The sequence below is a fragment of the Pseudomonas sp. R3-52-08 genome (assembly GCF_003851745.1).
Classification (GTDB): Bacteria; Pseudomonadota; Gammaproteobacteria; order Pseudomonadales; family Pseudomonadaceae; genus Aquipseudomonas.
This window is the reverse complement of record NZ_CP027730.1, coordinates 3,215,034-3,240,705: the sequence shown is the minus strand read 5'-3', so window position 1 is coordinate 3,240,705 and position 25,672 is coordinate 3,215,034. Positions and strand designations below refer to the sequence as shown.

Annotated in this window: 25 protein-coding genes, 1 tRNA gene and 2 pseudogenes; 11 read left to right on the top strand and 17 right to left on the bottom strand. The window is 60.1% G+C overall.

Annotated elements, in window-relative coordinates:
* Positions 1-12: 12 nt before the first annotated feature.
* From C4J91_RS14780 to C4J91_RS14735, 11 genes are all read right to left on the bottom strand, one after another.
* Entirely contained in the window at positions 13-834 is an 822-nt protein-coding gene (locus C4J91_RS14780) for an aspartate/glutamate racemase family protein (RefSeq protein ID WP_124363012.1), read from the bottom strand.
* Positions 835-865: 31 nt separating this feature from the next.
* Positions 866-1,612 (bottom strand): hypothetical protein, encoded by a 747-nt coding sequence (locus C4J91_RS14775; RefSeq protein ID WP_256681587.1) that lies wholly within the window; start codon positions 1,610-1,612, stop codon positions 866-868.
* A 208-nt stretch (positions 1,613-1,820) separates the two neighbouring features.
* Positions 1,821-3,479, bottom strand: coding sequence for a hydantoinase B/oxoprolinase family protein (locus C4J91_RS14770; RefSeq protein ID WP_124363010.1), 1,659 nt, complete (start codon positions 3,477-3,479; stop codon positions 1,821-1,823).
* Positions 3,480-3,491: 12 nt separating this feature from the next.
* The gene (locus C4J91_RS14765; protein ID WP_256681586.1) at positions 3,492-5,570 is read right to left on the bottom strand and encodes a hydantoinase/oxoprolinase family protein; all 2,079 of its coding nucleotides are present in this window, start codon (positions 5,568-5,570) and stop codon (positions 3,492-3,494) included.
* Between the two features lie 167 nt (positions 5,571-5,737).
* Positions 5,738-6,496, bottom strand: a complete 759-nt coding sequence (locus C4J91_RS27805) for a LuxR C-terminal-related transcriptional regulator (protein ID WP_256681585.1) — start codon at positions 6,494-6,496, stop codon at positions 5,738-5,740.
* A complete protein-coding gene (locus C4J91_RS14760) occupies positions 6,456-8,363 on the bottom strand; it encodes a hypothetical protein (RefSeq protein WP_256681584.1) in 1,908 nt (635 codons plus the stop codon). Before C4J91_RS14760 ends, C4J91_RS27805 begins: the two co-directional genes overlap by 41 nt.
* A 221-nt stretch (positions 8,364-8,584) precedes the next feature.
* The gene (locus C4J91_RS14755) at positions 8,585-9,844 is read right to left on the bottom strand and encodes an FAD-binding oxidoreductase (RefSeq protein ID WP_124363008.1); all 1,260 of its coding nucleotides are present in this window, start codon (positions 9,842-9,844) and stop codon (positions 8,585-8,587) included.
* Positions 9,845-9,847: 3 nt separating this feature from the next.
* The gene (locus C4J91_RS14750) at positions 9,848-11,419 is read right to left on the bottom strand and encodes an aldehyde dehydrogenase (NADP(+)) (protein ID WP_124363007.1); all 1,572 of its coding nucleotides are present in this window, start codon (positions 11,417-11,419) and stop codon (positions 9,848-9,850) included.
* Between the two features lie 146 nt (positions 11,420-11,565).
* Positions 11,566-12,513 carry a dihydrodipicolinate synthase family protein gene (locus C4J91_RS14745; RefSeq protein ID WP_124363006.1) on the bottom strand — a complete coding sequence of 316 codons (948 nt, stop codon included), beginning with the start codon at positions 12,511-12,513 and terminating at the stop codon, positions 11,566-11,568.
* 37 nt (positions 12,514-12,550) lie between these two features.
* Complete coding sequence (locus C4J91_RS14740; RefSeq protein WP_124363005.1) at positions 12,551-13,477, bottom strand: 4-hydroxyproline epimerase; 927 nt, start codon at positions 13,475-13,477, stop codon at positions 12,551-12,553.
* 11 nt (positions 13,478-13,488) lie between these two features.
* Entirely contained in the window at positions 13,489-15,114 is a 1,626-nt protein-coding gene (locus tag C4J91_RS14735) for an APC family permease (RefSeq protein ID WP_124363004.1), read from the bottom strand.
* 187 nt (positions 15,115-15,301) lie between these two features.
* Between C4J91_RS14735 and C4J91_RS14730 the strand changes: the two genes are divergently transcribed.
* The gene (locus C4J91_RS14730; protein WP_124365159.1) at positions 15,302-16,072 is read left to right on the top strand and encodes an AraC family transcriptional regulator; all 771 of its coding nucleotides are present in this window, start codon (positions 15,302-15,304) and stop codon (positions 16,070-16,072) included.
* 290 nt (positions 16,073-16,362) lie between these two features.
* The gene (gene treS, locus C4J91_RS14725) at positions 16,363-18,426 is read left to right on the top strand and encodes a maltose alpha-D-glucosyltransferase (protein WP_124363003.1); all 2,064 of its coding nucleotides are present in this window, start codon (positions 16,363-16,365) and stop codon (positions 18,424-18,426) included.
* Between the two features lie 56 nt (positions 18,427-18,482).
* Here the strand turns inward: treS and C4J91_RS14720 are convergent, their stop codons facing one another.
* Positions 18,483-18,911, bottom strand: coding sequence for a hypothetical protein (locus C4J91_RS14720; RefSeq protein WP_124363002.1), 429 nt, complete (start codon positions 18,909-18,911; stop codon positions 18,483-18,485).
* 230 nt (positions 18,912-19,141) lie between these two features.
* On the opposite strand from C4J91_RS14720, the gene C4J91_RS14715 reads away from it, so the two are divergent.
* The 4 genes and pseudogenes from C4J91_RS14715 (at position 19,142) to C4J91_RS14700 (ending at position 21,079) form a co-directional block, all read left to right on the top strand.
* Positions 19,142-19,600, top strand: coding sequence for an Hsp20 family protein (locus tag C4J91_RS14715; protein WP_124363001.1), 459 nt, complete (start codon positions 19,142-19,144; stop codon positions 19,598-19,600).
* Positions 19,601-19,761: 161 nt separating this feature from the next.
* A pseudogene (locus tag C4J91_RS14710) lies at positions 19,762-20,118 on the top strand (ShlB/FhaC/HecB family hemolysin secretion/activation protein); the annotation flags it as partial.
* Positions 20,119-20,123: 5 nt separating this feature from the next.
* Positions 20,124-20,444: a hypothetical protein gene (locus tag C4J91_RS14705; protein WP_124363000.1), complete on the top strand. Its 321-nt coding sequence runs from the start codon at positions 20,124-20,126 to the stop codon at positions 20,442-20,444.
* Positions 20,445-20,617: 173 nt separating this feature from the next.
* Positions 20,618-21,079: a hypothetical protein gene (locus C4J91_RS14700; protein WP_124362999.1), complete on the top strand. Its 462-nt coding sequence runs from the start codon at positions 20,618-20,620 to the stop codon at positions 21,077-21,079.
* 83 nt (positions 21,080-21,162) lie between these two features.
* On the opposite strand, the gene C4J91_RS14695 is transcribed toward C4J91_RS14700, so the two are convergent.
* The gene (locus tag C4J91_RS14695; protein ID WP_124362998.1) at positions 21,163-21,339 is read right to left on the bottom strand and encodes a DUF3606 domain-containing protein; all 177 of its coding nucleotides are present in this window, start codon (positions 21,337-21,339) and stop codon (positions 21,163-21,165) included.
* 557 nt (positions 21,340-21,896) lie between these two features.
* On the opposite strand from C4J91_RS14695, the gene C4J91_RS14685 reads away from it, so the two are divergent.
* A complete protein-coding gene (locus C4J91_RS14685) occupies positions 21,897-22,172 on the top strand; it encodes a hypothetical protein (protein ID WP_124362997.1) in 276 nt (91 codons plus the stop codon).
* Positions 22,173-22,185: 13 nt separating this feature from the next.
* Positions 22,186-22,506, top strand: coding sequence for a hypothetical protein (locus tag C4J91_RS14680; RefSeq protein WP_256681583.1), 321 nt, complete (start codon positions 22,186-22,188; stop codon positions 22,504-22,506).
* 9 nt (positions 22,507-22,515) lie between these two features.
* Here the strand turns inward: C4J91_RS14680 and C4J91_RS14675 are convergent, their stop codons facing one another.
* Positions 22,516-22,881 carry a hypothetical protein gene (locus C4J91_RS14675; RefSeq protein WP_124362996.1) on the bottom strand — a complete coding sequence of 122 codons (366 nt, stop codon included), beginning with the start codon at positions 22,879-22,881 and terminating at the stop codon, positions 22,516-22,518.
* A gap of 106 nt (positions 22,882-22,987) precedes the next feature.
* Complete coding sequence (locus tag C4J91_RS14670) at positions 22,988-23,434, bottom strand: hypothetical protein (RefSeq protein WP_124362995.1); 447 nt, start codon at positions 23,432-23,434, stop codon at positions 22,988-22,990.
* Positions 23,435-23,552: 118 nt separating this feature from the next.
* On the opposite strand from C4J91_RS14670, the gene C4J91_RS14665 reads away from it, so the two are divergent.
* Positions 23,553-23,807 (top strand): hypothetical protein, encoded by a 255-nt coding sequence (locus tag C4J91_RS14665; RefSeq protein ID WP_124362994.1) that lies wholly within the window; start codon positions 23,553-23,555, stop codon positions 23,805-23,807.
* A 26-nt stretch (positions 23,808-23,833) separates the two neighbouring features.
* Here C4J91_RS14665 and C4J91_RS14660 read toward each other — a convergent pair whose 3' ends face one another.
* The gene (locus C4J91_RS14660) at positions 23,834-24,235 is read right to left on the bottom strand and encodes a hypothetical protein (protein WP_124362993.1); all 402 of its coding nucleotides are present in this window, start codon (positions 24,233-24,235) and stop codon (positions 23,834-23,836) included.
* A gap of 80 nt (positions 24,236-24,315) precedes the next feature.
* Between C4J91_RS14660 and C4J91_RS14655 the strand changes: the two are divergent.
* Positions 24,316-24,555 (top strand): annotated as a pseudogene (locus C4J91_RS14655) (hypothetical protein); the annotation flags it as partial.
* A 321-nt stretch (positions 24,556-24,876) separates the two neighbouring features.
* On the opposite strand, the gene C4J91_RS14650 reads toward C4J91_RS14655, so the two are convergent.
* Positions 24,877-24,963: transfer RNA gene (locus C4J91_RS14650), tRNA-Leu, on the bottom strand.
* A 224-nt stretch (positions 24,964-25,187) separates the two neighbouring features.
* Here C4J91_RS14650 and C4J91_RS14645 point away from each other — a divergent pair.
* A complete protein-coding gene (locus tag C4J91_RS14645; RefSeq protein ID WP_124362992.1) occupies positions 25,188-25,664 on the top strand; it encodes a hypothetical protein in 477 nt (158 codons plus the stop codon).
* The last annotated feature ends 8 nt before the right edge of the window (positions 25,665-25,672 follow it).

The window sequence follows — 25,672 nt, the reverse complement described above, 5'->3', positions numbered from 1 at the left end:
TCCTCTTTAGTGTCAGGCTTCAACGCGGTTGCCGATCGGGGCGGGGCCCTGAAAGAGTCCGAACCGTGCGATTTCGGCTTCAGGCGGCGGTTCACAACTGCCCACCCGACTGGGCCGCCATCCAAACCGGCGCTTCATTCCTGCCATGGATTCCGCGACCTTGAAGGCAGCGACGACGGGGTCTATCACCGGTACGCCCACTTCGCGTTGTACCTGCTCGAAAAAGCCGAACTCGATGGTGCAGCCCAGGATGACGGCCTCGGCGCCGTCTTCCTGTACCGCGCGATGGGCTTGCTCGATAATCTTGCGTCGCGTCAGGGCAGGGTCACGCTGGAATTCATCCACACCCATGTCCAACGATCGCATTGACGCCAGTCGATTGCCTGCGCCGTAGCCGTTCACTCGCGTACGCATCTGCTCGATCCATTTGGTCCGGCCGACAATGACCGAAAACCGATTGGCCAGGTGTTCCATGACTTGCAGGCTCGCCTGGCACGGCCCGACTACCAGGGTTTCACCTGATATTTCACGGGCATCTTCCAGCGCCGGATCGTAGAAGCAGCCCAGTACCAGCGCATCCACGCCCGACGGCTCGCAGTCACGAGCAATGCGCACGATGCGCTCATAGGTGAGTGCTTCATAGGCACGATATTCCAGGTGTGTCGGGCTGGGATTCATGTCAAACGACACCACCTCGATCCGCGTGGAGGGTTGTTTGATGCTATGCAGCAATTGCGCAATGGGTGTGTCGAACGTCGAGCAGCCAATCGGGTTGAGCCAGCGTACGGTCACGGGTACGTCTTGCGCGGGGTTGTTCGAACTTGAACTGTCCATAGGGTATTCCTCTCTCAGTGGGCTGATGGCACTAGAAAAACTTCACCAGAGCCATGGTCAAGCTATTGGAATAGGGCAGGTTATCGCTGTGGTAGTAGTCAAAATTCAGGTTGGCGGACAGGTAGAACTTCTGTTTGCTGAAACCTGTGTAGGTCATCGCCGGACCGATCTTGCCTTGCCGGGACTCTTTGAAGTCTGACGCCGAGCGGTTGTTGATGTGGTAGGCGTGATGCACCCCGAGCCAGAGGTCGTCCGTCACCGCGTACCCGGCAGCGATATTGGCCAGCCAGTAACTGACGCCACCGCGCAGTTGGCTCGGGTTGCCGTCGCCAAGGTCGGTGGCGTGTCGATTGCGCGCCGCATAGTGGATGCCGGCGGGAGTGACCGTGGCGGCAAAGCGGCCCATGCGAACGTAGAAGGGAAGGCTGAAGCTGGCGCCATAACGGTTGGCAAAAGCGCCATAACCCGTTCCTTGATCATTGCCGTTGGGAAACTCAAGGGAGAGCGTCGGATTGACCCAGAAGGTGGTGTAGTCATCTGAGCCATAAGCGCTGGTGGGCTCAAGCACGTTGTAGTAATAAGCCAGGCCCAGGTTCGGTGATGCGACGCTCCATGAATCATCGTTGCTGGCGCCATTAGTGCGGGTATACCCCGTATCGGCGCCCACCCAGAATTGCAATTGGTCACGCTGCGTTCCCGTAAGGCCGGTTTCCGAAAAGTACGCCAGAACGGTATTGCTGCCGGCGCGAACGTCGCCTTTTGCGGTGCGGTTGAACACTGGAAACGATTCCAGGGCCCACGTGCCGGGTAAGCCTGGTTGAGCAAATCCAATGAACTGATCGCCCCGAGCTGCTGGGCTGATTGCTAAAACCAAGGCAAGGGTGGGCCCTACCCATAAACGCGATGAGTATTGCGGTTTCATAGTGTTGCTCTCTTTTTTGTTGTTGTTCTTGAGGTCTGTGCGGGAGGTCAGTCTCTCCCAGGGATCACGTCACCAGGCCGTACACCTGCCGCGCCGTGGCGGCGTCGACATAGCCGTTTTTAAGGTCGTCGCGTACGGCGTCCGGATCACGTTGGCTGGCAGGGCCGTATCCACCACCGGCTCCAGTGCGCACTCTGACCAAGTCCCCGGCGCTCAGGGCGATGCCACTGGCCATGCAATAGCGTTCGCTGTCGCCGTTCGTGCGGACGACTTCGACGTAATTGGGCGTGCCTTCGGCCCCCTGTTCCAGGCCCCAGGGCGGAATGACCGAGCGCGTATAGCCGCAAGTCAGGAAGCTGCCGTCGGCACGAATGCGGTAGTCAATGCACACACCGCGCCCGCCGCGAAACTGCCCATGCCCGCCGGGTTCATCATTGAGTGTCATACGTTCGACATACAGCCCATAGCGGGCCTCACAGACCTCAACCGGGCAGTTGTAAGTTTCGCCATGTAATCCGGAGTAAACAGCGTTATTGCCGTCGCGTCCTGGTTCGGCGCCCCACCCACCGATTTCCGGTTCGACAAGGGTGAACGTGCGGCCGGAGTCTGGGTGCACGCCGCCAATGATCGTGGCGCACACCGAGGCAAAGTTTCCGGCGGGCAGCCGGTCGGGGAAGTGTTGCGCCAGGCAACACAGGATCAAGTCATGTACGCGAATCAGGTTTTCGAAATAGAAGCCTTCAGCGGCAGGCGGCAATGCGTCGAACAGCGACCCGGGGCGGGTCAATACCCGGAGCGGGCGAAACGTGCCGCCATTGGTGATGCCTTGCGGGGCCGTTAACGCCTTGAACGCCATCTGTGCTGCGACTACAGCACCGTCGCGGCTGAGGTTGGTCGGGCCCAGGCATTGGTCGGGATTATCCCGAAGGTCAATCACCAATTCGGTGTTGCGTATATCAATACGCACCTTGAACAGACTGCCGTCGTCTTGCAGTTCTTCCAGGTTCAATTGCCCGGCGGGCAACGCGGCCAGGGCTCTGAGCGAAACTTTTTCGCCAAGGTCCATGAAGTCTTGCATGGCCAGTAGAAACAGCGCGCTGCCGTACTTGCTCACCAACTCTCGCAATCGCGTGGCCCCGCCGCGCACTGCTGCCACTCCCGCCCACAGGTCGCCTTCCATGAAGTCCGGCATCCGCGTGTTGGCGTGCAGGATCTGCAAGACCGAGCGAATCGGTTGCCCTCGGCTGATCAACTTGACCGATGCCAGGCGCAAGCCCTCCTGGAAAATATCCGAGGCATCCGTGGACAGTGATCCGGGGACTCTGCCGCCAACATCATTCCAGTGCGCGATGTTGGCGGTCCAGGCGATCAGTTGACCGTCGGCGAACACAGGCATGGCCAGCACCACATCATTGAGGTGGGTGACCGCGCCGTCATGTGGGTCGTTGCTGATGAAAACGTCACCGTCTTCGATGTCTTGGGGCAAAGGGTGATGCAGCAGGATTTTCTTTACGGCTTTGTCCAGCACACCGACAAACGCCGGGATACCCGCGCCGGAACTGGCGATTTCGCCCTGGGCGTCGGTAATCCCGGTGCCCATGTCCAACACTTCGTAGATCACCGGGCTCATCGCGGCCTTGCGCATGACGGTGAACATTTCGTCCGCGATCGCCTGGAGTGAATTTTGAATGATGTCGCGAGTGAAAATATCGAGACTACTCATGGCAGTGCTCCCTTAGCCGTGGATCATGATGTGCAGGTTGCCGAGGCGGTCTACGTGCACGCGGTTGCCGGGGTGAACCACTACGGTGGTTCCCGCGTCCTCGACGATGGCCGGCCCGAAAAATGTCATCAGGGGCTCGAGCAAGCTGTAGTCGTAAAGGCTGGCCTCATGAATGCCTTCCTGGGCGTAATCCACCAGGCGCTGGCCTTTGCAGGCTTCGCTGATCCGGCGGCCGGTAATCGGCAGTGCATGGGGCGTCAACTTGTCAATCTGGCCAACGGCGACGATGTGAAAACCGATGATTTCCAAAGGTGCCTGCAGACGATAGGTGTAGTGCTGTTCGTAAAGATCATGGAAGCGTTGCTCGATCGCCGCCCAATCGGTGTGCAGGGACTCAAGCGGGTTAAGGGGGACCTCGACGGAATGTTCCTGGTTCTGATAGCGCAGCTTGCACAGAACCTGGAGTTCGACCTGTTGCGGATGGATCGCTTCAGTGATGAACTGCTCGCGGGCGCGGCCTGTCAGCTCATCGAGGAACTGCTGTGTCTGCGCAAGACTGCCGTCTTGTGTGGTATCCACGAAGCGGTTGATAAACAGGTCCCGCCGCAGGTCCGAGAGCGTCATGCCCCAGGCGGAGAAGACCGACGCGCTGCGTGGAACGATCACTTTCTCCACGCCCAGTTCTTGCGCAAGCGCGACAGCGTGCATGGCACCGCCGCCGCCGAACGCCATCAGCGTCAATTCTCGTGGGTCATGTCCACGGCTCAAGGACACGAGCTTCAAGGCGTTGACCATATTATCGTTGGCCAGGCGCACGATGCCCCGGGCCACTTCATCGGTCGGCAGTTGCAAGCGTTGCCCAAGGTCATTCAGGCCGCGGGTTACAGCCGGCAGGTCGGCAACTATGCTGCCGCCACAAAAGTAATTCGGGTTGATGCGCCCGAGCACCAGGTTGGCGTCGGTGGTGGTGATCATGGTGCCACCGTTGCCATAAGCGGCCGGGCCCGGTACGGCGCCGGCAGACAGGGGGCCGACGTGCAGCTTGTCGAAATCGTCGACCCAGGCAATTGACCCGCCACCGTTGCCGATCTCGACCAGGTCGACCACTGGCACCATGATGGGATAGCCCGCATTGATTCGATTGCGCTCGATCCAGTAGTCGGTTTTTATCGATACCTGGCCGTTGCGAATCAACGCACATTTAGCGGTAGTGCCGCCAATATCGAGGCCCAATATATTGGGCTCGTCGATTAATTTTCCCAGTTCGGCCGCAGCCCAAAAACCACTTGCAGGGCCCGATTCGACCATGGTGATCGGCGTTTCCCGTGCATGCTCCACGCTATCGACGCCGCAGTTGGACTGCATGATGTACAAGGGTGCTTTATACCCGCCCTCGCGCAATCCGTCGGCGAGATCATCGAGATAACGCGCAGCGATAGGTTGTATGTACGCACAGAGTGCGGTGGTACTTGAGCGCTCATACTCACGCCATTCGCGGGTGATCTGATGGGACGCTACGACCGATACGGTCGGCCAAAGCCTGCGGACTTCGCGCAACAGTGCCTGTTCATGCGCCGGGTTGGCGTAAGCGTGCAGCAGGCAGATCGCAATGGCTTGCACCTTGTCGGCACGAAACGCTTCAAGGATTTCAGGCAGTTGCGAGAGGTCGAGCGGCTCGCGTTCCTGGCCCGAGGTGCCAAGGCGGCCGGCAACCTCGCGGCGCAAATAGCGCGGCACGAAAGGCGCCGGCTTGACCCATTTGAGGTTGAAATAGTCGGGGCGATTGGCCCGGGCGATCTCCAGCACGTCACGGAAACCCTGGGTCGTGATCAGGGCTGTCTTGACACCCCGGCGCTCGGTGAGGGCATTGATGACAACCGTGGTGCCGTGTGCCAGGAAATCCACGGTGTCGAGGTCGACGTTGGCTTTGCGTATCACGTTGAGCACCCCGTCGGCGAAGTTCGGCGCGGTGGTATCGACTTTGGCGGTACGAATTGTCTGTTCGCCAGTGATCGAATCGCTTTCGAAATACACAAGGTCAGTAAAGGTTCCACCGACATCGGTGGCCACACGCACTGTTTTGCCGTTCATACCCATAGGGAACCTCCTGTTGTCTTTATTGTTTTTGCAACCAGGAGAGCGCCTCTCGCTGGTGTTGATAAAAGACTAGGGGCGCGGCTGGGGAGACGGCTACACGGCTGGCGGGTAGGGCGTGATGAACTGGGCAGGTCGACTACCCGTCCGGGTAGGTTGGTGCGTCAATCAAGTGCAGCAACGAGGCCCAGGCGCAACGCTGCAGCCACAGCCGCTGTGCGGCTTTCTACATTGAGCTTGGTGAATACGTGTTTGAGATGGAACTTCACGGTGTTCTCGGAAATAGCCATGGCCTGGGCGATCGCCTTGTTCGATTGCCCTTCGGCAAGCAGGATCAGAATCCGGGTTTCCTTGGCGCTGAATGAGGAGCGTGGGCGAATAGGGTGCGCGCGCCATCCCCTTATGCGTGTAATAACTGCCTGCTGGTTGGCACGGGTGGCGGGGCTTGCTTCCAGTGCAGTGAGTAAGCATGGGCCGGCCTCCAACAGCAGCCCTGGCAACACATACGCTGGAATGGACGCCAGGACCGCATCCTGGCTAACAGCGTGGCCCTTTGCGTAGCCTGCGAGGGTCAGTAGTTGCAGGCGCCAGGCGGGCAATTGCAAGCCTTTGTCCTGCAGAGCCTTGGCCCCGGCTCGTAAACCACTGAGCGCGACGCCGGATGCGCCTGTCGCGAAGTTGAGCCTGGCCAACGCCAGCGTGGCGGCCTCCTGGTTGCGCCAGTCGTCCGGGCTCGCCGCCGCCTTTTCCAATTGGGCCGCCAGCGCCTCTTGGCGCGCCTGGGTCAATGAACCACTTTGTACCAGCGCATCGACTCGCCAGGTACGCACCAACCGGGCCAGGCGTTGCCAGTTGCGCGAGGCCGCCAGTTGACTGGCGTGCTCAAGCTCCAGCAAGGCCGGTTGCAAGCCCAGGTTTCTCAACGCTATACGCCATGCTACTTCCGCAGTGACGGCTGCGATGTCCAGCCAGCCATCCGTGTGCTCCAGCGACACCCAGCCATCGCGAAACCAGGGCGTTGCCTCGGTCCATAAGCCCTGCCAGTACAGATGCTGTGCCGGGGCAGCCCACTAGCGCTCGTAGCGAACTTTCGCTGCCGAACTCCCTGTCGGCCATTGCCAACGTTTCATCGACCGTCCTGGCTGACACACGCACATCGCCCGCCATGGCCAGCACCTGTGCTTCATGCACCCTGCAATAGTGTTCGCCGCGCAAGCTGGCGACCAGGCGCATCTTCAGGTGTGCCGCGCGGATGGTCTCTAAAGCCTGCGGCAACTGCCCCTCCACTAACGCTTGCAGCGCATGCACACACGCGAGCGTAGCCTGTGCCAGCGAGCCGTCGCCTACGATGTCTGTGCAGGGATGGCGCTCAAATTGATCCACGTAGGCGTTGGCCAGTGTCTGGATTACATGAAAGTCGCGTGCCAGGCGCGGAGCGTCCTTGATCCGACGTCGGGCTTCATCAAGCCATTGAGCGGCGAGGGCGTAGTCGCCGAGTTTGGCGTGCAGGTAGGCCTGGAGCAGGAGCAGATCGGGTTCTGTCCTGCGGGTATGTTCTTCGAACAAGTGCAGCAGGCTTTGGGCGTAGCGAATGCCGTGGTACAGCACCACCTCCCAGCCCCCTGCACGCACCAGCAAGTCGACCGCCAGCCGTGTGTCGCATGCGCCCAATGCGTGGGCGATTGCCGCTGCCCAGTGTCGTTCTTCAGCGAACCATTGCGCCGCCGCATAATGGATAGTGCGCGCCGCCTCTGCATCGATGCTTTGCTTGAGAAAGTCCCGCAGCAGGCGATGGTGACGAAACCACTGGCGCTTGGCGTCCAGTGGCACGAGGAGGGCGTCCAGATGGGCCATCTGCATCAATAACCGTGCGCTGTCACTGCGCCCGCGCACAGCGTTGGCCAGTTCGGCATTGAAGCGTTCCAGCAGTGCCATGTCACGCAGGAGGTCCTGACATTCAGGCGACAGTCGCTGTACCACTTGCCCTGTCAGGTAGTCGGTCATGTCGGTAATGCGCCCGCTAAAATCCGCCAGGCCATACATGGATGTATCACCCTCGGCGCGCCACAGACGGGCCAGTTGCACAGCCACTGGCCACCCTTCGGTTATTTCGTGAACATGTTGAAGTTCGCGAGGCGCAACCTCCGCCCCCAGGATTTCACCGGTCTCGGCCATTGTCAGTTTCAGTGCCTGGGCGGACACCTCATGCACCCAGCCATGGGCCTTCCACTGTGCCAAGGGCCAATCCGGCCGTATCCGCGCGGACACTACCCATTCCAGCCAAGGCGCGGCCTGTTCGAGCAGGGCCTGCACAAGGGGGTCAAGATCACGATTTGCGGCGGCGTGATAGTCATCGACAAACAATGTGATCTGGCGGTTCTCCCTGGCCAGTGCGTGAAGCAGGGCGGTCAGCGTGCGCTTGGGCTGTGCGTCCAGTGACTGGTTGTGCGCCAGACGTGGCAAGTGACCCAGATCGAACCCGGCGCGGTCCAGGGTAAGGATCAGATAAGACAGGAAACGATTAGGGTCCGCGTCGGCTTCGTCCAATGACAACCAGGCTACGGATGCCGGTGGAGTGCTCGCCAGCAACGCTTGTCGCCATTGCATCAAGAGTGTCGTCTTGCCGTATCCGGCCGGTGCGACCACCAACACCAACGTGCCTTTGGTGCGCATACGCAAAGTGTCGAGTAAGGCTTTGCGTGGCAGGGTTGTCAGTAACGTCAGCGGCGGCATCAGTTTGCCCACCCAGCACCAGGCGCTGATCGAGTCGTTAGAGGACGGGGTTTTCACGGCGTTGTTCTCGTGGAGAGGGGCCCGCCTATGGTTTTATCAGCAACGTTTCCAGCGCACGGGTTGAATTATTGCTTGATGTTTAAACGTGCCGTTTATGGGGCCAACGCCAGAGCGCGTGTGACCTTCATCCGCCCGCTATGCCTTGTTTTTAAGCTGCGGCGGAGACTTCAACGGCTCTTTGTAGGGATTCTCCTGGTTTTTCGTAAGTTGCTGCCGTATCAAAATCGCCCGAGGCGATAGGGCGCAATAAAGGATGTGTCGGGCTGTTCCACATCAGCTGATGCCAACCGCCCAACCAGCTCTGCCGTCACCGCCGCCTGGGTCAACCCCAAATGCTGATGACCGAACGCCAGCAACACCTTGCCATCGCACACCCGATCAATGATCGGCAATGAGTCGGGCAGCGACGGCCGGAAGCCCATCCATGGCGTGGCTTCGTCAGCATTCAACGGCTGGCGGAACAGCCCGTTGGCCAAGCGATGCAACTGCCACGCCCGCTGCATGTTCGCCGGGCGTTGCAGGCCGGCGAATTCGACGGTGCCGGCCAGGCGCAGGCCGCCGGGCATGGGGGTCATGATGAATTTGCGCTCCAGCGAGGTGACGGCGAAGGGCAGGCGCGCGTGTTCGTGGGGCAGCATCAGGTGATAGCCGCGCTCGGTGTCCAGCGGTACGCGTTTGCCGGTGAGTGTGGCGGTCAGCGCCGCCGAGTGGGCGCCGCAGGCGATCAGGACCTGGCGCGCCGTGACTGGGCCTTGGTCGGTGAGCAGTGACACGCCGCTGCCGTCCACACGGGCGTCGAGGACGCGCTGCTGCAAGAAGTCCACGCCCAGGGCTTTGGCCGCATCCACCAGGGCGCCAACCACCGTGTACGGGTCGAGAAAATGCCCCGTAGCGGGGAAAAACAGACCGCCCTGTATGGCCTCGCTCAAGTGCGGCGCCGCCGCGTGCACCGCTTCAGCCGACCAGAACGCCACCGGCACGCCTTGCGCGATCATGCGTTGTTGCAAGGCATCCAGCGCTGCGCGGGATTCGGCGCGCTCATACACCAGCAGCGAACCGTCTTCGCGTAACAGCTGAGGTTGCCCGATGGACTGCAACAAGCGCTGCCACGCGCCGAGGCTGGCTTCGTTCAATGCACGAATGCCGGCCACGCTGCGCTGGTAGGGGGCCGGTCGCAGGTTCAGCAGCAAGCGGATAAACCAGGGCAGGGCGCGGGGCAGGTAGGTCCAGTCCAGACGTAGCGGGCCCATGGGATCCAGCAGCATGGCCGGCAAGCGTTTGAGGATTGACAGGTCGGCGATGGGAAACACCTGCTCGGTCGCCAGGTGTCCGGCATTGCCATAGGAGGCGCCCAGGCCGGGCGCCTGCGCGTCGATCACCTGCACCTGGCGCCCTTGTCGCGCCAGTTGCACGGCACAGGCGACGCCAATGATGCCGGCGCCGACCACGACGATATCCGCTGAGTTGGGCGTGGCCATCGTCTACGCCTCTCTCTGGCCGTCGAGCAAGCGGCGCAACCGCAACGGGTTGCCCTGCTGCAGTGCGGCGGGCAGCAAAGCGTCCGGGAAGTCCTGGTAGCACACTGGGCGCAGGAACCGCAGGATCGCCGCCGTACCCACCGAGGTGCTGCGCGCATCCGAGGTGGCCGGAAACGGCCCGCCATGCACCATGGCGTCGCACACTTCCACGCCTGTCGGCCAGGCGTTGACCAGCAGGCGACCGGCCTTGCGTTCCAGCACCGGCAACAACGCCCGTGCCTGTGGCAGGTCAGGTTCATCCAGATGCAGGGTGGCGGTGAGTTGGCCTTCCAAGTGTTCGGATACCTGGCGCACTTGCTCGGCATCGCGGCATTCCACCACCAGCGCGGCGGCGCCGAAGACTTCGGCTTGCAAGTGTGGATTGCTCAGGAATGCCTCGGCCTGGGTCACGAACAGCTGGGCCTGGCCCTGGTTCGGTCCGCTCGCCGCTAAGCCCTGTGCGGCGGTTCGCGCATACTGGGTCAGACTGGCTACGCCGCGTTCGTAGGCCTGGAAGATTCCGGGGGTGAGCATGGTCTGCGCCGGGCACCGCTGGAGCGCGTCGCTGGCGCTGTGGATGAAGCGCTCCAGGGCGGCGCCCCGCAGGGCGATCACCAGGCCTGGGTTGGTGCAGAACTGACCGGCGCCCTGGATCAGTGAGGCGACAAACGCTTCGGCCAGCGCCGCGCCGCGTGCTTGCAGCGCGGCTGGAAACAGGTACACCGGGTTGATCGAACTCATTTCCGCATACACCGGGATCGGCTCGGGGCGTGCCTGGGCCGCCCGGCACAACGCGATGCCGCCGCTGCGCGAACCGGTAAAGCCCACCGCCTTGATACGCGGGTCGGTCACCAGCGCGGTACCCACCTCATGCCCGGCGTCGTAGAGCAGTGAAAACACCCCGTGTGGCAAACCGCAGTGTTGCACCGCCTGGGCGATGGCGCGGCCCACCAGCTCACTGGTGCCGGGGTGGGCCGGGTGGGCCTTGACGATCACCGGGCAACCGGCGGCGAGTGCCGACGCGGTATCGCCGCCGGCCACCGAGAAGGCCAGGGGAAAGTTGCTGGCGCCAAACACCGCCACCGGGCCCAGGGGAATGTGGCGTTGGCGCAGGTCTGCGCGGGGCAAGGGCTGGCGCTCAGGGTGCGCGGGGTCCACCCGCACGTCCAGCCATTCGCCCAGGCGCACAGTGCGGGCAAAGGTGCGCAACTGCCCGCAGGTGCGGCCGCGTTCGCCCTGGATTCGGGCACGGGGCAGGCCGGTTTCAGCAATGGCGCGGTCGATCAGCGCATCGCCAAGGGTTTCGATGTTGTCGGCGATGGTCTCGAGAAACGTGGCACGGGCGGCCAGGGAGGTTTCGCGGTAAGCGTCAGCAGCGGACCACGCCAGCGCGCAAGCCTGCTCGACATGCTGACTGTCGCCGCCGGCGTAGGCGGGCTCCAGGGGCGTGTCGGTGGCGGGGTTAACGGCCCGGATCGCTTCGCGCGTGCCGCAAAGGGATTGCTGACCGATCAGCATATTGCCCGTCAGAGTCATGGGATCATCCTGGAAAACACAAAGAGTAAGTAGGCGCGAGACATTTGTGGCGAGCAAGCTTGCTTGCGCTGGGGTGCGCAGCGCCCCCCAATAAAGGCCGGAGGCCGCTATGCAGCCAGCGGGAGCAAGCTCCCTCGCCACAAGGGTCAGTCAACGTTCTGCTCTGCCGACCAGTTGGCGTACCACTGGCGGAACAGCGCGTACTGCTGCTCGGCATAGCGGCGCTGCGCGTCGCTGAGCACGTCGGTTGCGTTGAAGTGCAGGGCATAGCCCTGGTCACCGTTGAGGACCATCAAGTGCTTGTAATACAGCACCAGGTCGCAGCCTTCATCGAACGACGACAGCACCGCCAGCGCCGCTTCCAGCTCCCGCGCCTGGCGACGGGCCTTGGCATCGCCCTTGGCGGCCTTTTTGCTCAGTGCCACCAGTTGCAGCACTTCCCGTGGCAATGCGTTGCCGATGCCGGTGATCGCGCCGGTGGCGTTGCAATTGACGAAGCCGTGCACCACCTGGGTATCGACGCCCACCATCAGGGTCACGTCATCGTCCTGGGAGGTGATGTTTTCCGCTGCGTAGCGCAGGTCGGCAGCGCCGCCGAATTCCTTGAAACCGATCAGGTTCGGGTGCTCGCGGCGCAGTTCGAAGAACAGCTCGGCGCGGGTGGCGAAACCGTAATACGGGCTGTTGTAGATCACCGCCGGCAGGTTCGGCGCTGCGTTGAGGATCGCCGCGAAGTGGGCCTTTTGCGCGGTGGCGCAAGCGCCACGGGACAGCACGCGCGGAATCACCATCAAGCCATGCGCGCCGACCTTGGCGGCATGCGCGGCGTGGGCCACGGCCTCGCGGCTGTTGACTGCACCGGTGCCCACGATGGTCGGTACGCCGGCGGCCACCAGGCGCGCCACGCCTTCCTGGCGCTCGGCTTCGGTGAGCAGCGGCCAGTCGCCCATGGAGCCGCAATACACCACGGCGCTCATGCCGATATCGACCAGCTCGCGACCCTTGGCCACCAGGGCATCGAAGTCGGGTGTGCGCGCCGGGGTGCAGGGCGTCATCAGGGCGGGCATGCAGCCGGTGAAGATGTTGTCGCTCATGGTACTGACTCCTTGGTACTTGAGTAGGAAGAGGGGCTCAGATGCCCCAGGCAAAAGGGTCTTGCTCGTCGATCAGCAAGGTGCTGTCGGCGGTCATGTGGGCGCGGCCGGTGATGAACGGGCGTATGCGTTCGCCGTCCCATTCATAGCGGGCCTGGAACTGGCTGCCGGTGATGCTGGCCTGAACCCACGGCTCGCCGGGGCCGAGTGTGCCGTCGGCGGCCAGGCAGGCGAGCTTGGCGCTGGTGCCGGTGCCGCAAGGGGACCGGTCGTAGGCCTTGCCGGGGCACATCACAAAGTTGCGGCTGTCGGCATTGGCGTCATCGGCGAACAGTTCGATGTGGTCGATCAGCGCGCCGTCTGCGCCATGGATACCTTGGGCCTCAAGGGCCTTGAGCATGGCCCAGGTGTAGTCGGTGAGGGCGTCGACGTTGCTCATCTGCAACGCCTGGCCGTGGTCGGACACCAGGAAGAACCAGTTGCCGCCCCAGGCAATGTCACCCATCACCGCGCCATGGCCGGGCACGTCCACCGCGACGTGCCGGCGATAGCGATAGGCGGGCACGTTGCGCAGGGTCACTGTGCCGTCGTCGTGCAGCGTAGCCGCCACCGGGCCAACCGGGGTGTCGAGGGTGTGCACACCGGGCTCGATCAGCCCCAGGTAGTGCAACGAGGCAATCAGGCCGATGGTGCCGTGGCCGCACATGCCGAGGTAGCCGGCGTTGTTGAAAAAGATCACGCCGCAGGTGGCGCCTGGGGTGACCGGCGCGCAATACAGTGCGCCCACCAACACGTCGTTGCCGCGCGGTTCCAGCAGACAGGCGCGGCGCCATTGGTCGTGGTGGCTGCGCAGGTCGTCGAGCTGGTCGGCGACAGTGGCCCCCGCCAGCGCCGGGAAGCCGTTCATGATCAGGCGCGTAGGTTCGCCGCCGGTGTGAGAGTCGATGACGTGCAGGCGTTTCATGCAAGGCTCCATCAGTGAGTGGCTGCAGAGAGTGGTGGGCTGTAGTGATCGTCATTGACGGCTTCGCTTTCATCGTCTTCGCTTTCCAGGCGCACCAGGTGGGCCGGTACGCCGGTGGCAGCGCCCCAGTAGTAAATGCCCAGGGCGCAGACCGCCACGACGACGGTGTCGAACGGATGGCTGATAAGGCCGATGCCGCCGAAACTGCCGAGCTTGGAGAGCAGGATAGTCACCGCATAGAAACCGATCAGCCAGGCCGACGAGCGCACCTGTTGCTTGAGGTTCAGGTGCGCGGTGGGCACCCAGCGTGCGCACAGCAGGTACACCACGAACATCAGGATCTGCAGGCCGAGCAACCACGACACCGTGCTCCAGCCCGACCAGTACACAATCAGCGCGGCGATGATGAACGACAGCGGGCCCAGTACCGCCATGCCCTTGACCCGGAACGGGCGCGCCAGCTGCGGTGCATTGCGGCGCAGCGCGGCAACGGTGACCGGGGCTACGGCGTAACTCAGGATCAGCGCAGCGGAGACCACGTTGATCAGCGCTTCCCAGGACGGGAACGGCAGGGTCCAGAACACCGACAGGCCGAAGGTCAGCCACAAGGCCGGGCGCGGGATGCCGGATTTTTCATCGATGCGGGTGAAAATCTTGAAAAACGTGCCGGTCTGCGCCCAGCCATACACCACGCGCGGGGTGGCGTTCATGTAGATATTGCCGCAGCCGCTGGGGGAGATCACCGCATCGGCCACCACCAGGTACGCCAGCCAGCCCACGCCGAGTGCCAGGGCGATATCGCGGTAGGGCAGCGCCAATTCCTTGCTGATCCCGGCCCAGCCGTTGGCAAGCATCTCGGTGGGCACGCCCCCCAGGAACGCGGTTTGCAGCAGCACGTAGATTGCCGTCGACAGCAGTACCGAAAGGATCAATGCAATCGGAATCGTACGTTGCGGGTTCTTCACTTCACTGGCCACCGAAATGATCGGCGTCAGCCCCAGGTAGGCGAAGATCACCCCGCCGGCCGACACCGCCATCTCGATGCCCGACAGCCCGAACGGCGCAAAGCCCTGCACCTGGAAATTCGCCGGCTTGAAAAAGGTGAACAACACGCCGATCACCAGCAGCGGCACGATGAACTTGAACACGCTCACCAGGTTATTGGCGATGGCGAAAGTCTTCACGCTGCGGTAGTTGAGGAGGAAGAACAGGCACAGTAAGGCGAATTGCACCAGCCAGCCGAGGGTGGTCGGGTCGCTGGAGCCGGCCTTGGTCAGCTCGGGAAACCACGCCCCAGCGTATTGGCGCGAGGCGACGACCTCGATCGCCACCAGGCTGGAGAACGCGATCAGCGTGATAAACCCCATCAGGTAACCCAACAGCGGGCCATGGGAATACACCGGGTAACGCACCACGCCACCGGCACGGGGCAGGGCGGCGCCGAGTTCGCAGTACACAATGCCCAGCAGCAGCACGGCGAAGCCGCCGATGAGCCAGGAGATAATCCCGGCGGGACCGGCGATTGCAGACACATGACTGGCGGCGAATAACCAACCCGAACCGAAGATGGCACCCAACCCGATAAAGGTGAGGTCCATCAATGACAGCTGTTTCTTGAACTTGCCTTGGCCTGACATAGCGGCGCCTTCTTGTGAGTTATTGGATAGGCATGCAGGGGCCCTATCGTGAGCCCGATAAACCCACGGCGATTGATGTTTTTTGTGGGGATGGATGACGAATTCAGCACAATCGCCGGCGCTCGACAGCGTCCCGGGCATGGGGCACTCTGCTCGGCGTCGGGGTCAGAAACGGGCGATGAATGTCATGGTGCAGAACATGCTGGCGAGTCTCTTGCAGGGCAGCCGCCCCCACAGCATCGAGCAACTGCTGACGGGCGCTGCGCAGCTGTTGCCGTTACTGGACGTGATCCCCAACGCGGCGATTTTCATCAAGGACATCGACGCCCGCTACGTGCTCGCCAACCGCACCCTGGTGCAGCGCTGCGGCCTGCGGCAACTGCAACCGCTGCTGGGCAAGACCAGCGCCGAAGTGTTCCCCGCGCAACTGGGGCCGGGCTATACCGAGCAGGACCGACGGGTGCTGCAACAGGGGTTCGTCCTGCAAGACCAGCTTGAGCTGCACCTGTACGGCAGCCGCGAACCCGGCTGGTGCCTCACGCACAAATGGCCGTTGTATAGCGATAGCGGCACGATCATCGGCCTGGCCGGTATCTCGGTCGACCTGCAATCGGCCAGCGAAACCCACCCGGCCTACCAGCGCCTGGCGGCAGTGGACGCGCATATCCGCGCGCACTTCAACCGCCGTGTCACCCTCGGCGAGCTGACGCGCATTGCGGGCATTTCCGTGGCGCAGCTGGAGCGCTACTGCAAGCGTGTGTTCCACCTCACGCCTCGGCAGATGATCCAGAAGGTACGGCTGGAACATGCCCACCGATTGCTGCATACCGCGCTGCCGATCACCGACGTGGCGTTGCAGTGCGGGTACACCGACCACAGCGCGTTTACCCGGCAGTTCAAGGCGTCGACGGGGTTCACGCCGAGGCAGTACCGACAGGCGACGCAAGGCTTGATATAGCTGCTATCCAATGTGGGAGGGGGCAAGCCCTAATGACGATCGTTCCCACGCTCCCGCGTGGGGATGCAGCCCGTGACGCTCTGCGTCACCTATGCGCAGTCGCTCCCAGGTGCAGCGGTCGGCGGGACGCGGAGCGTCCCAGGAGGCATTCCCACGCAGAGCGTGGGGACGATCAGCAACGATCAGCAAGCCCCCTCCCACAGTTGAATCTGCATCTCAATGCAACGAATCGCCCCGCGCGTCGCTCCTATGCGTACGAGTAACCTTTCACGACCACAGGTATCAGGCTTATGACGGCGGCGGACAACGATCATGTGAATTGGCTGGTGCAATGCTCCATGCTGCACGCGGCGCGCCAGCGGGCCAAACTCTATTCGGGGCAGGGGCGGATGTGGCAGCAGCCCTTTGCGCAAACCCGGCCGCGTGACGCGTCAGCCTTGTCATCGGTGTGGTTCACGGCGTATCCGGCATCGATAGTGACTCGCGAAGACGGCACGGTGCTGGAAGCGCTGGGCGACGAAACCCTGTGGCATGTGCTGTCGAAGATCGGCATCCAGGGCATCCATAACGGGCCGCTGAAGAAATCCGGCGGCTTGTCCGGTACCGAACATACGCCGACCATCGACGGCAATTTCGACCGCATCAGCTTCGACATCGACCCGCAACTGGGCACCGAGGCGCAGTTGCAGGCGCTGACACGCATGGCCGCCGCGCACAACGCGGTGATCATCGACGACGTGATCCCCTCGCACACTGGCAAGGGCGCGGATTTTCGCCTGGCGGAAATGGCCTATGAAGACTATCCCGGCCTGTACCACATGGTCGAAATCCGCGAAGAAGACTGGCCGTTGCTGCCGGACGTCGCCGAGGGCCGCGACGCGCAGAACCTAAGCCCGCCGCAGGTGGATGCGCTGCGCGACAAGCACTACATCGTCGGCCAATTGCAGCGGGTGATCTTCTTCGAGCCCGGCGTCAAGGAAACCGACTGGAGCGCCACGCCGGTGGTGCTGGGTGTCGACGGCAAGCCGCGGCGCTGGGTGTACCTGCATTACTTCAAGGAAGGGCAGCCGTCGCTGAACTGGCTCGATCCATCCTTCGCCGCCCAGCAGATGATTATCGGCGACGCGCTGCACGCCATCGACGTGATGGGCGCCAAGATCCTGCGCCTGGACGCCAACGGCTTCCTCGGCGTGGAGCGCAAGCTCGACGGCAGCGCCTGGTCGGAGAGCCATCCGCTGTCGATCACCGGCAACCAGTTGCTCGGCGGGGCGATCCGCAAGGCCGGCGGTTTCAGTTTCCAGGAACTCAACCTCACCGTGGACGACATCGCTTCCATGTCCCATGGCGGCGCCGACCTGTCCTATGACTTCATCACCCGGCCGGCCTACCAGCACGCGTTGCTGATGGGCGACACTGAATTCCTGCGCCTGATGCTGCGCCAGATGCACAGCCTCGGCATCGACCCTGGCTCGCTGATCCACGCGCTGCAAAACCACGATGAATTGACCCTGGAGCTGGTGCATTTCTGGACGCTGCATGCCCATGACAGCTTTATGTTCCAGGGCCAGACCTTCCCCGGCAATATCCTGCGTGAGCATATCCGCGAGCAGATGTACGAACGCCTGACCGGTGAACATGCGCCGTATAACCTCAAGTTCGTCACCAACGGCGTGTCCTGCACCACCGCCAGCATCATTACCGCCGCCCTCGGCATTCGTGACCTGGAGGCCATCACCGCAGCCGATATCCAGCAGATTCGCCAGATCCATTTGCTGCTGGTGATGTACAACGCCATGCAGCCTGGGGTGTTTGCGCTATCGGGGTGGGACTTGGTGGGCGCGCTGCCGTTGGCCGCCGAAGAAGTCGCGCATCTGATGGCCGATGGCGATACGCGCTGGATTCATCGTGGCGCCTACGATCTGGTCGACCTCAACCCCGACGCCGAGCTGTCGGCCGGGCAGATGCCGCGTTCCAGAAGCCTGTATGGCAGCTTGAACAGCCAGTTGCAGGACCCGGACTCATTCGCCTCGCAGCTGCAGAAAATCCTCGGCGTGCGCCGCGCCTACGACATCGCCGCCAGCCGCCAGATCCTGATCCCGGATGTAGAACACCCAGGCCTGCTGATCATGGTTCATGAATTGCCGGCGGGTAAGGGCACGCAGATCACTGCGCTCAACTTCGGCGCCACGCCGATCACCGAATCCCTGCACCTGCCCAACATCGCACCGGGGCCGGTGGTGGACATCATCAATGAGCGTGTGGAAGGGGACCTGACGGAAGAGGGGACGTTCACGATTACGCTGGATGCGTATGAAGGGCTGGCGTTGCGCGTGGTGAGCAGTACGCCGATGTAATGCTGGCAGGCCGGGCTGAACGGCACTTAACGTCGTTCAGCCCGGGCAGCGTCAGATCAACGGTGCTTGTTCTTGTGTTTATGCTTGTTGCCCTTGTGCTTGCGGCCGTCGGAGCGATGGCTGCTCTCGTCATCCGCCAGGTTGTTGCCCACCGCGCCACCGGCGGCGCCACCCAGGCCTGCGCCGATGGTCGAACCGGTACTGCCGCCCAGGTGGTTACCGATAACCGAACCCCCTGCAGCCCCGACCCCGCCGCCAAGCGCTGCTTCCGTGCGATTGCCTTTCTGCGCGCCCACCGCGCCGCCGGCTGCGCCACCTACACCGGCGCCGATGGCCGCGCCGGTCGAACCACCCAGCTGCTGGCCCACCACATTGCCCAGCACGCCGCCGACACCACCGCCCAGGGCGGCAGTGCCATCCCCGGCGGCCATGGCGCCTTGGGAAATCAGGATGCCCAATGCAAGGGCAGGGAGAGTCATTTTCATTTTTTTGTACCTCAAGGGCTGTCTCAGGCGCTCACGGGTTAAAGCACGCCTGGGCTTAAGATTAGAGCACAAGCGATAACGCCGCAGTTCTCGCGATAGCGTTATCCGCCAGATAAAAATTTTTTCTCAGCCCTCTTGAATTCTTTTTGTGCGTCCATAAATTTTTGATCACGCGATGCCGAAGACGGGTCGCGTACTAAATCACTTGGAGAAACTCAGGAGATTTTAAAATGGCTACTACCCTTTCGTTGGCCCCACTGTTCCGTCAATCGGTGGGCTTTGACCGCTTCAATGACCTGTTCGAGTCGGCGCTGCGCAGCGAGGCTCCGAACTCCTATCCACCTCATAATGTGGAAAAGCACGGTGATGACGCCTACCGGATTGTCATCGCAGTGGCTGGCCTGACCGAGGAGGATCTGGATATTCAGGTCGAACGAGGCGTTCTGACGGTTTCCGGCGGAAAACGCGAAACCGACGAGAAGGTCGCTTACCTGCACCAGGGCATCGCCCAACGTGCGTTCCGGCTGTCGTTCCGCCTGGCGGACCACATCGAAGTGCGTGGCGCATCCCTGAACAACGGCTTGCTGAGCATCGACCTGCTGCGCGAGGTGCCTGAAGAGGCCAAACCCAAACGCATCACGATTGGTAGCGAGGCAAAGCCTGAGTTGCGTCAGGTCAGTTTGCAGTAACGCAATCGGCGGTAAGAAGGCGCTCTACGGAGCGCCTTTTTTGTTTGAATCGCACAGAGCTGACCAGAGAAACAAATTTCTACATTTAATTGACGCCAACAAAATGCCACTTTAAGATCCGCGCCCGTTGGTGGCACTGAGCCACATAGAGGGATCTAGACATGTGGCGTTTGATACGTCTGGGCGGCCTGTCCGTTATCGTTTGCTTGAGCACCACCGGTTGGGTGCAAGCCGCCACGGCGCAGAACACGCCGGGCATCACCGACCTGATTCGCGACCGCCAAGACCGTTTGCTCGAACAGCAGCAACGGCGCATCGACGAACTCAAAGACCTGCCGGGCAAGTCCGCTGCGACAGCAGCACCGGCCACCCCCGTCGACACCCGCTGCTTCCCGATCAGAACCATCGAGCTGGGCGGCGCCGATGCGCTGACCGAGGCTGAGCGCACGCGTCTGATCAAACCCTACATCGGCCAGCGCTGTGGGGCCTATCTGCACACTAATGAGTTATTAAGACTTAAATCATGTATTACTTAATGATGTGGGATAAAGATCTAGCAGCCACTGGGCAAGAGGGTTGTCTTGATAAAATTGAAATCCCTTTAAGTGCTGCGAATCTTTTCTTCAAGCTGGATAGCAAGCAGTTTCCAATGCTTTCCAACTTGAGTTTTGATGACTACGATATATTTTCTGGTTCGCAGATTGACGCACTTGTAGACGAATTATTAGCAGCCGCCAGCTTAAATCCAAAGATTTCCGAAGCAGTCAAGCTAACGGTGGAATTTATACGTAAAGTGAAGCTTTTAGGACAAAGTGTTCTATTTGACCCGTTCAGGATGAATTAATTGGATATTCAAGTGGAGGTGCTTGTAGGGCGGCGGATTTTTATTGTTGGGGATGGAGTGATCCTATTAATTAAGTGCCCTCGCAGGGGCATGGAAATAGGCTAAACGGTTGTCTTTTTTTGTCTTGGTTCTTTGTAAGACAAATATCTCAGCCTGGACAGGAGATTGCGCAGTTGTTCGACTTAATTAAAAACTTTCACATCGGTGCTACCCTTCTGGGCGGTCTAGGTGCAGCAGCAATGTTGGTTGCCATACGCGACCCCAAGACCCCCAAATGGATGGATGTGGCGGCATCGATACTATTGCTCGTATGGGCAGCACTTTTTCTGGGGATGGTTCAAAGCATTTTTGGACTCTTGCCAGACTCGACCGCCGAAGAAAGGGATCTTCGAAATCAATATCAGGTCGTGCTGTATTTGATACCTTTTTTCAGTGCAGGCCTTGCAACCAACCTGTTGTCCAATGTCATCCTTAGCCAGCGGGATTATACCGGCACGATGTCGTTTCATGAGGCTGCTAAAAAGACCCTCTGGGCGATCTGGTTTAGCTGTCTAGTGGTTAGCGTGGTTGGGCTGGTTCTGTACGTCTTTATTAAGAAAATCAAAAGCCCACAAGGTTTTTCTTCGTTGACGTAGAGAGCATTCGCACGGCCATCTGGCCAATGATTGAAGCCGCAACAGGTGCGGCTTCAATTGATGCAGCAGGGGCGTCACCACTCTCACTTGCCGAGTTTTTTACGCACGTCGTCGACCATTGGACCAACAGCTTTCACTGCCTCCTTGAGCTGTTGCTCAGTCACGCCAAACTCTTTCGTCCAATGTTTCAACTCCCAGGCTTCGGAGGTGTTCACTCGAGCACGGTCTTGCGGGCCACGGTTTTTCAGATCGTCAGACATGTTCAGCTCCATGCGGGTTGGCCTGGAAATGTCCAGGTGTCTCCTGATAGAACCTTGGGATGCGTGCGTAGTTCGGTTGATTTTCTGTGGGAGTCAATCGATCGGCAGAGCGCCGGAGAAGGGTAATTGCGCAGCAGAAAAGATAAGGGCCTGCCCAGGTTTCCCCGGCAAGCCCTTGATATCTATGGTGCCCGAACCCGGAATCGAACCGGGACGCCCTTACGAGCGGGGGATTTTAAGTCCGCAATGTAATCGTTTAAAACAATGACATAGCGTCAATTCTGCACCGCTATGCGTTCTCTTAATACCCCTTGCAGTTCTTTGTTTTCAAGGGGAAGAAAATGATTGCGGTGCAGAATTCACCTCGTCGGCGTGACCTTTTACCGATCCTTTTGCGAATGTAGTTCTCGGCCATGACCACGGTGGTGTGCCCGAGCTGATCACGAGCTTGCAAAATGTCACCGCTCGACGCTGCCTTGTCGGTACCTGCCTTAGCGCGCGAGTCGCGCATCTGATTTACTATTGGTCCGCCAACAATCAATGGAAGGAACCAGCCTATGAATTTCAACGAGTCGCTAAGAAGTGCCGCCCACAGTGGTGCTTTGTTAACTCAACGCTCCATCGCTTTCGCGCGATCTGAAATGAAGGCGTTTTTAGGGTGTGCTCTAGGCTGTTATCTTGGCTTCATCGTATTATTTCTCCTGAAAGCTGATCCGGAGACGGCGACCTTCGGTGATTTTCTCAATGTGATTCATTCATCTTCGAAAATTGCTGCCTCCTTCTTAGCGGCGGCTCTTGCGGTTGCTCTAAGATGCCTATTCCCAAGGAAATGACGAAGGCTTCAGGATGGCTGTCCTCTACAGCCATAAATTCCGCCCCTCAGATGGAGACGTAGGCGAACCAGACGGCGGCATTCTTGGGAAGCTGATCTACACCACGATCGCCATCACCGGTTTCGTTGTGTCGGTGCGTAGCCAGAATATCTTCTTCGGTCCGACCACCGCCGGCCTGACGCTACACGTATCCCTGGCTATGGCCGGTGCCCGGCACATCTTCATGGTCAAGTACTGGCAGCGGGTGAAGGTCTGGCTATGTCGGACGCTGAGCTGCGAGCACTGCCTGCATTGTGACAAGGCGCATGATGGTGTCGAGCGGCGGACCAAATAATACAAGCGCCTACCATGCCCCTGGAAACCACTGGCGGGCGAGACTTACCGTCACGCGCAGTGCATGCTGACTTTGATCGCACTCCAAATGCTGATCTTCGGGCGTCGCTGGTTTGCGCCACCTAAGATCTGCCGCTAAGCCTTTGACGAAAGTTCGCTCAAATTCGGGGTTAGCTTCTTTGGTAAGGCGCATCGCTTTCGCATAGTCCGCTTCAAGGTCATCAGGCAGCGATTCACAAGCCAGCTTGGCCTGTTGATACCTGACGGCGTACATGTAGCCGTCAGTAGGGGCTTCGTCGTAGCTGTAGCGGGATGGCTCCGATGCCAGTGCTGGGCCAGTGAGAAGTAACGCGATGAGATACAAACGTGCGTGCATGGTGTTGAAGTCTCATAAAATCAAATTCAGCGGAGTAGACCCGGCTCATCCGCGCCACGTTTTCGAATGCGCTAAATCGTGGCGCGAGATTGGGTGCCATGCTCGGCTATGGAAATGTGATATCAGCCCTGATCAAAGGAAGATTGCTTGCATCGTAGGAGCAATGATAAGAGCGCCCTTCATCGGTGTCTTTTTTCGGGATTTCTTCGCACTTGAATGAAGCAGTGACGCCGTATTTTGTAGCTCTGAACCCTTTGACCGCTTCCTCAGGGGTCAGCACCGTAACGAGCTCACGATTGAAGCTCAGGGTGATATCTGGGCCACCGAAGACTTCATATTTCTGCGATCGGATACATAGGCTGGCTCCAATCAATTTGCCATTCAGAGTATTTGTGCCACTCGTACACGCTTTCGGTGAAATGAAGTTGCCAACGCTCATTTTGGCAGTCGGTACTTCAGTTTTAGGCCCCGGCGGGGTGTATGGCCCGCTCTGACAGGCTGCAATAAGAGTCGTCGCAGTTATTAGCGCTGCAGCGGTGAGCATTGACTTCATTAGGTCAGTATCCTTTGACTGGTGTAGTGCCAGGCAGTCTGGTCACGTTTTTTACGGATCGGAACGTTAGATCATGCTGGCGCGCAGCTTGCGGATCAACAAATTCATGGTGGCCTGAATGACCGTTAAATTGCTGGAGTTCAAGCGGGAAGACTGTCGCGACGCCGCCAAGACCTTGCGCAAGATCGCCGACGACCTCGATGCGGGTGAGCATCCCGAATGCACCGTGGGTGCGCTGACCATGATCGGCGCCAAGGGAGAGGTGACGGTGTTCGGCCTCGGTCCTAAGTGCGACGACCTGCAATGTCTCGGTGCAATGCGCCTGGGTGAGCAGAAGCTGATTGATGTGCTGCTGGAAAATTCAGAAGGGTAAATTGCTGACCCAACTCGTCGCCCGCCTCAAGCCTTCGCTCTTTTCAATGTAAGGGCGAGCATGGAGCTCGAGACTATTCCTGGCATAAGAAATATGTATGTGAGTTCGGGCAGATCGCGCGTCCAGTACGCGAGGACCATACCCCAAATCATCGCAATCACCGCTCCCGATGCCAGCAAGTGTGAGTTGCGCTCAACAGGTGCCGCTGCCATTGAAAGTGCATAGATCTTCCATGCCGACCATATCGCGAATGCCGAGACGATTGCTGCGCCTATAAGTGCTAGCGTCCCAAGCGGAGGACTCTTGGCGACAAAAATGAGCGGAATAAAGAACGCCACTACGCCGATCGTGAAGAGGATGGTGATTGGTACAAGCCCGACAACCGCCGCAATTGTCAGTCCGATACGCAACTTTATCAGGTTATCCATTTCCTACACCTTGAACTCTGTAGCGTTATCGGGCGACTTATAACCGGCAAGTCGCGACTATTACAAGCTCAAGGTGCCCCATGGATAGGCCATTCCCTCCGCCTTCAATACTTGAGCTGTCTGACCAAGCCGACTTCGGCATCCGCCTGACACCAGCCTCTGAGGTGTGGGAATGGCTTTAGGCCGAGATCCTCGCCGACACAGGCAGCATTCACAACGAAGTCCATGCCGACCTAATGGATGCAGACATCCGGATCATGTGGGCGTCGTCGAGCTTCAACAAGCAGCTCGGCGTCAAGATCGACTCGGCCGATGCAATCCAGGCAAAAACGAGCCTGGATGAAATGGCGAAGGCTGGCGGCCGGGCCGAGCAGTCCGACCATGTCGGCAGAACCTTGCCGGGCAACCCAATTGGACAGCTCCAAAATGGCGGCTTCGAGGGTGAGTTGATTCTCGTAGAGTTTGAAAAGCAGGGAAGGGAGTAGATCTGTGCTCGGCATCAGTGTTCCTCCGTGGAGTGAACAAGGTAGCAGGCAAATTATGAATAGGGAGATAGGTCGGCAGGACGCCGAAAGAAGGGAATTGCGCAGCACAAAAGATAAGGGCCTGCCCAGGTTTCCCCGGCAAGCCCTTGATATCTATGGTGCCCGAACCCGGAATCGAACCGGGACGCCCTTACGAGCGGGGGATTTTAAGTCCCATGCGTCTACCAGTTTCGCCATTCGGGCGGTAGCGCGGTGCAGCAGGGTTGCGAATATATAGATCCAGCGGCTTCGGCGCAACCTCGATGCACGCTTTCCTGCACAAACAGTTATCCGAAAAAACCTGCCAGATCAGTGATCTACGCAGCCTTCCAGATTATTCCCATGGCATGGGCCCTACCCAGGAACAAGCTCTATAAATGACAGTCATAGCGATATGCCACCCCGGCAGTTCGTTAAGGAGTCAGTTGATGCGCAAGGTCCGTATGCATTCTTGGATGATGGCTGCAGGCATGGTTGGTTTTTTGAGCGCTGCGATAATCGTCCCGGCGCAGGCTGCGACTGCGGTGCAGTGGGGTGACCGCAGAGCGTGGTCGGAAGACCCGCTGACCGCTGCCACATTGGGGCCGGGTAACGCGTTAGTGTTGAATCCGTCGAATATCAAAGTCGGGGATATTGAGGCGCTTAAAGAGGCGCGAAAGCTTACCGCCAGCGAACTGCAGAGCCTCAAAAGTAAAGTAGAGGATCAGGACCGCGCCTTCGACGAATTCAAGCGCAAGGATGGCTCCAGCACCGGTAGCAATGAGAGTCAGCTTGCCAGCCTCAAGCGTGCATTGGACGAGCAGAAAAGCACTATTGATCGGCAGAAAAGCGAGATCGAGGGCTTAAAGCGCAGCCTGGATGATTTGAAGCGCAGTGTGGAGACGCTGAGCAGCAAGGTGAAATGATCAGTCGC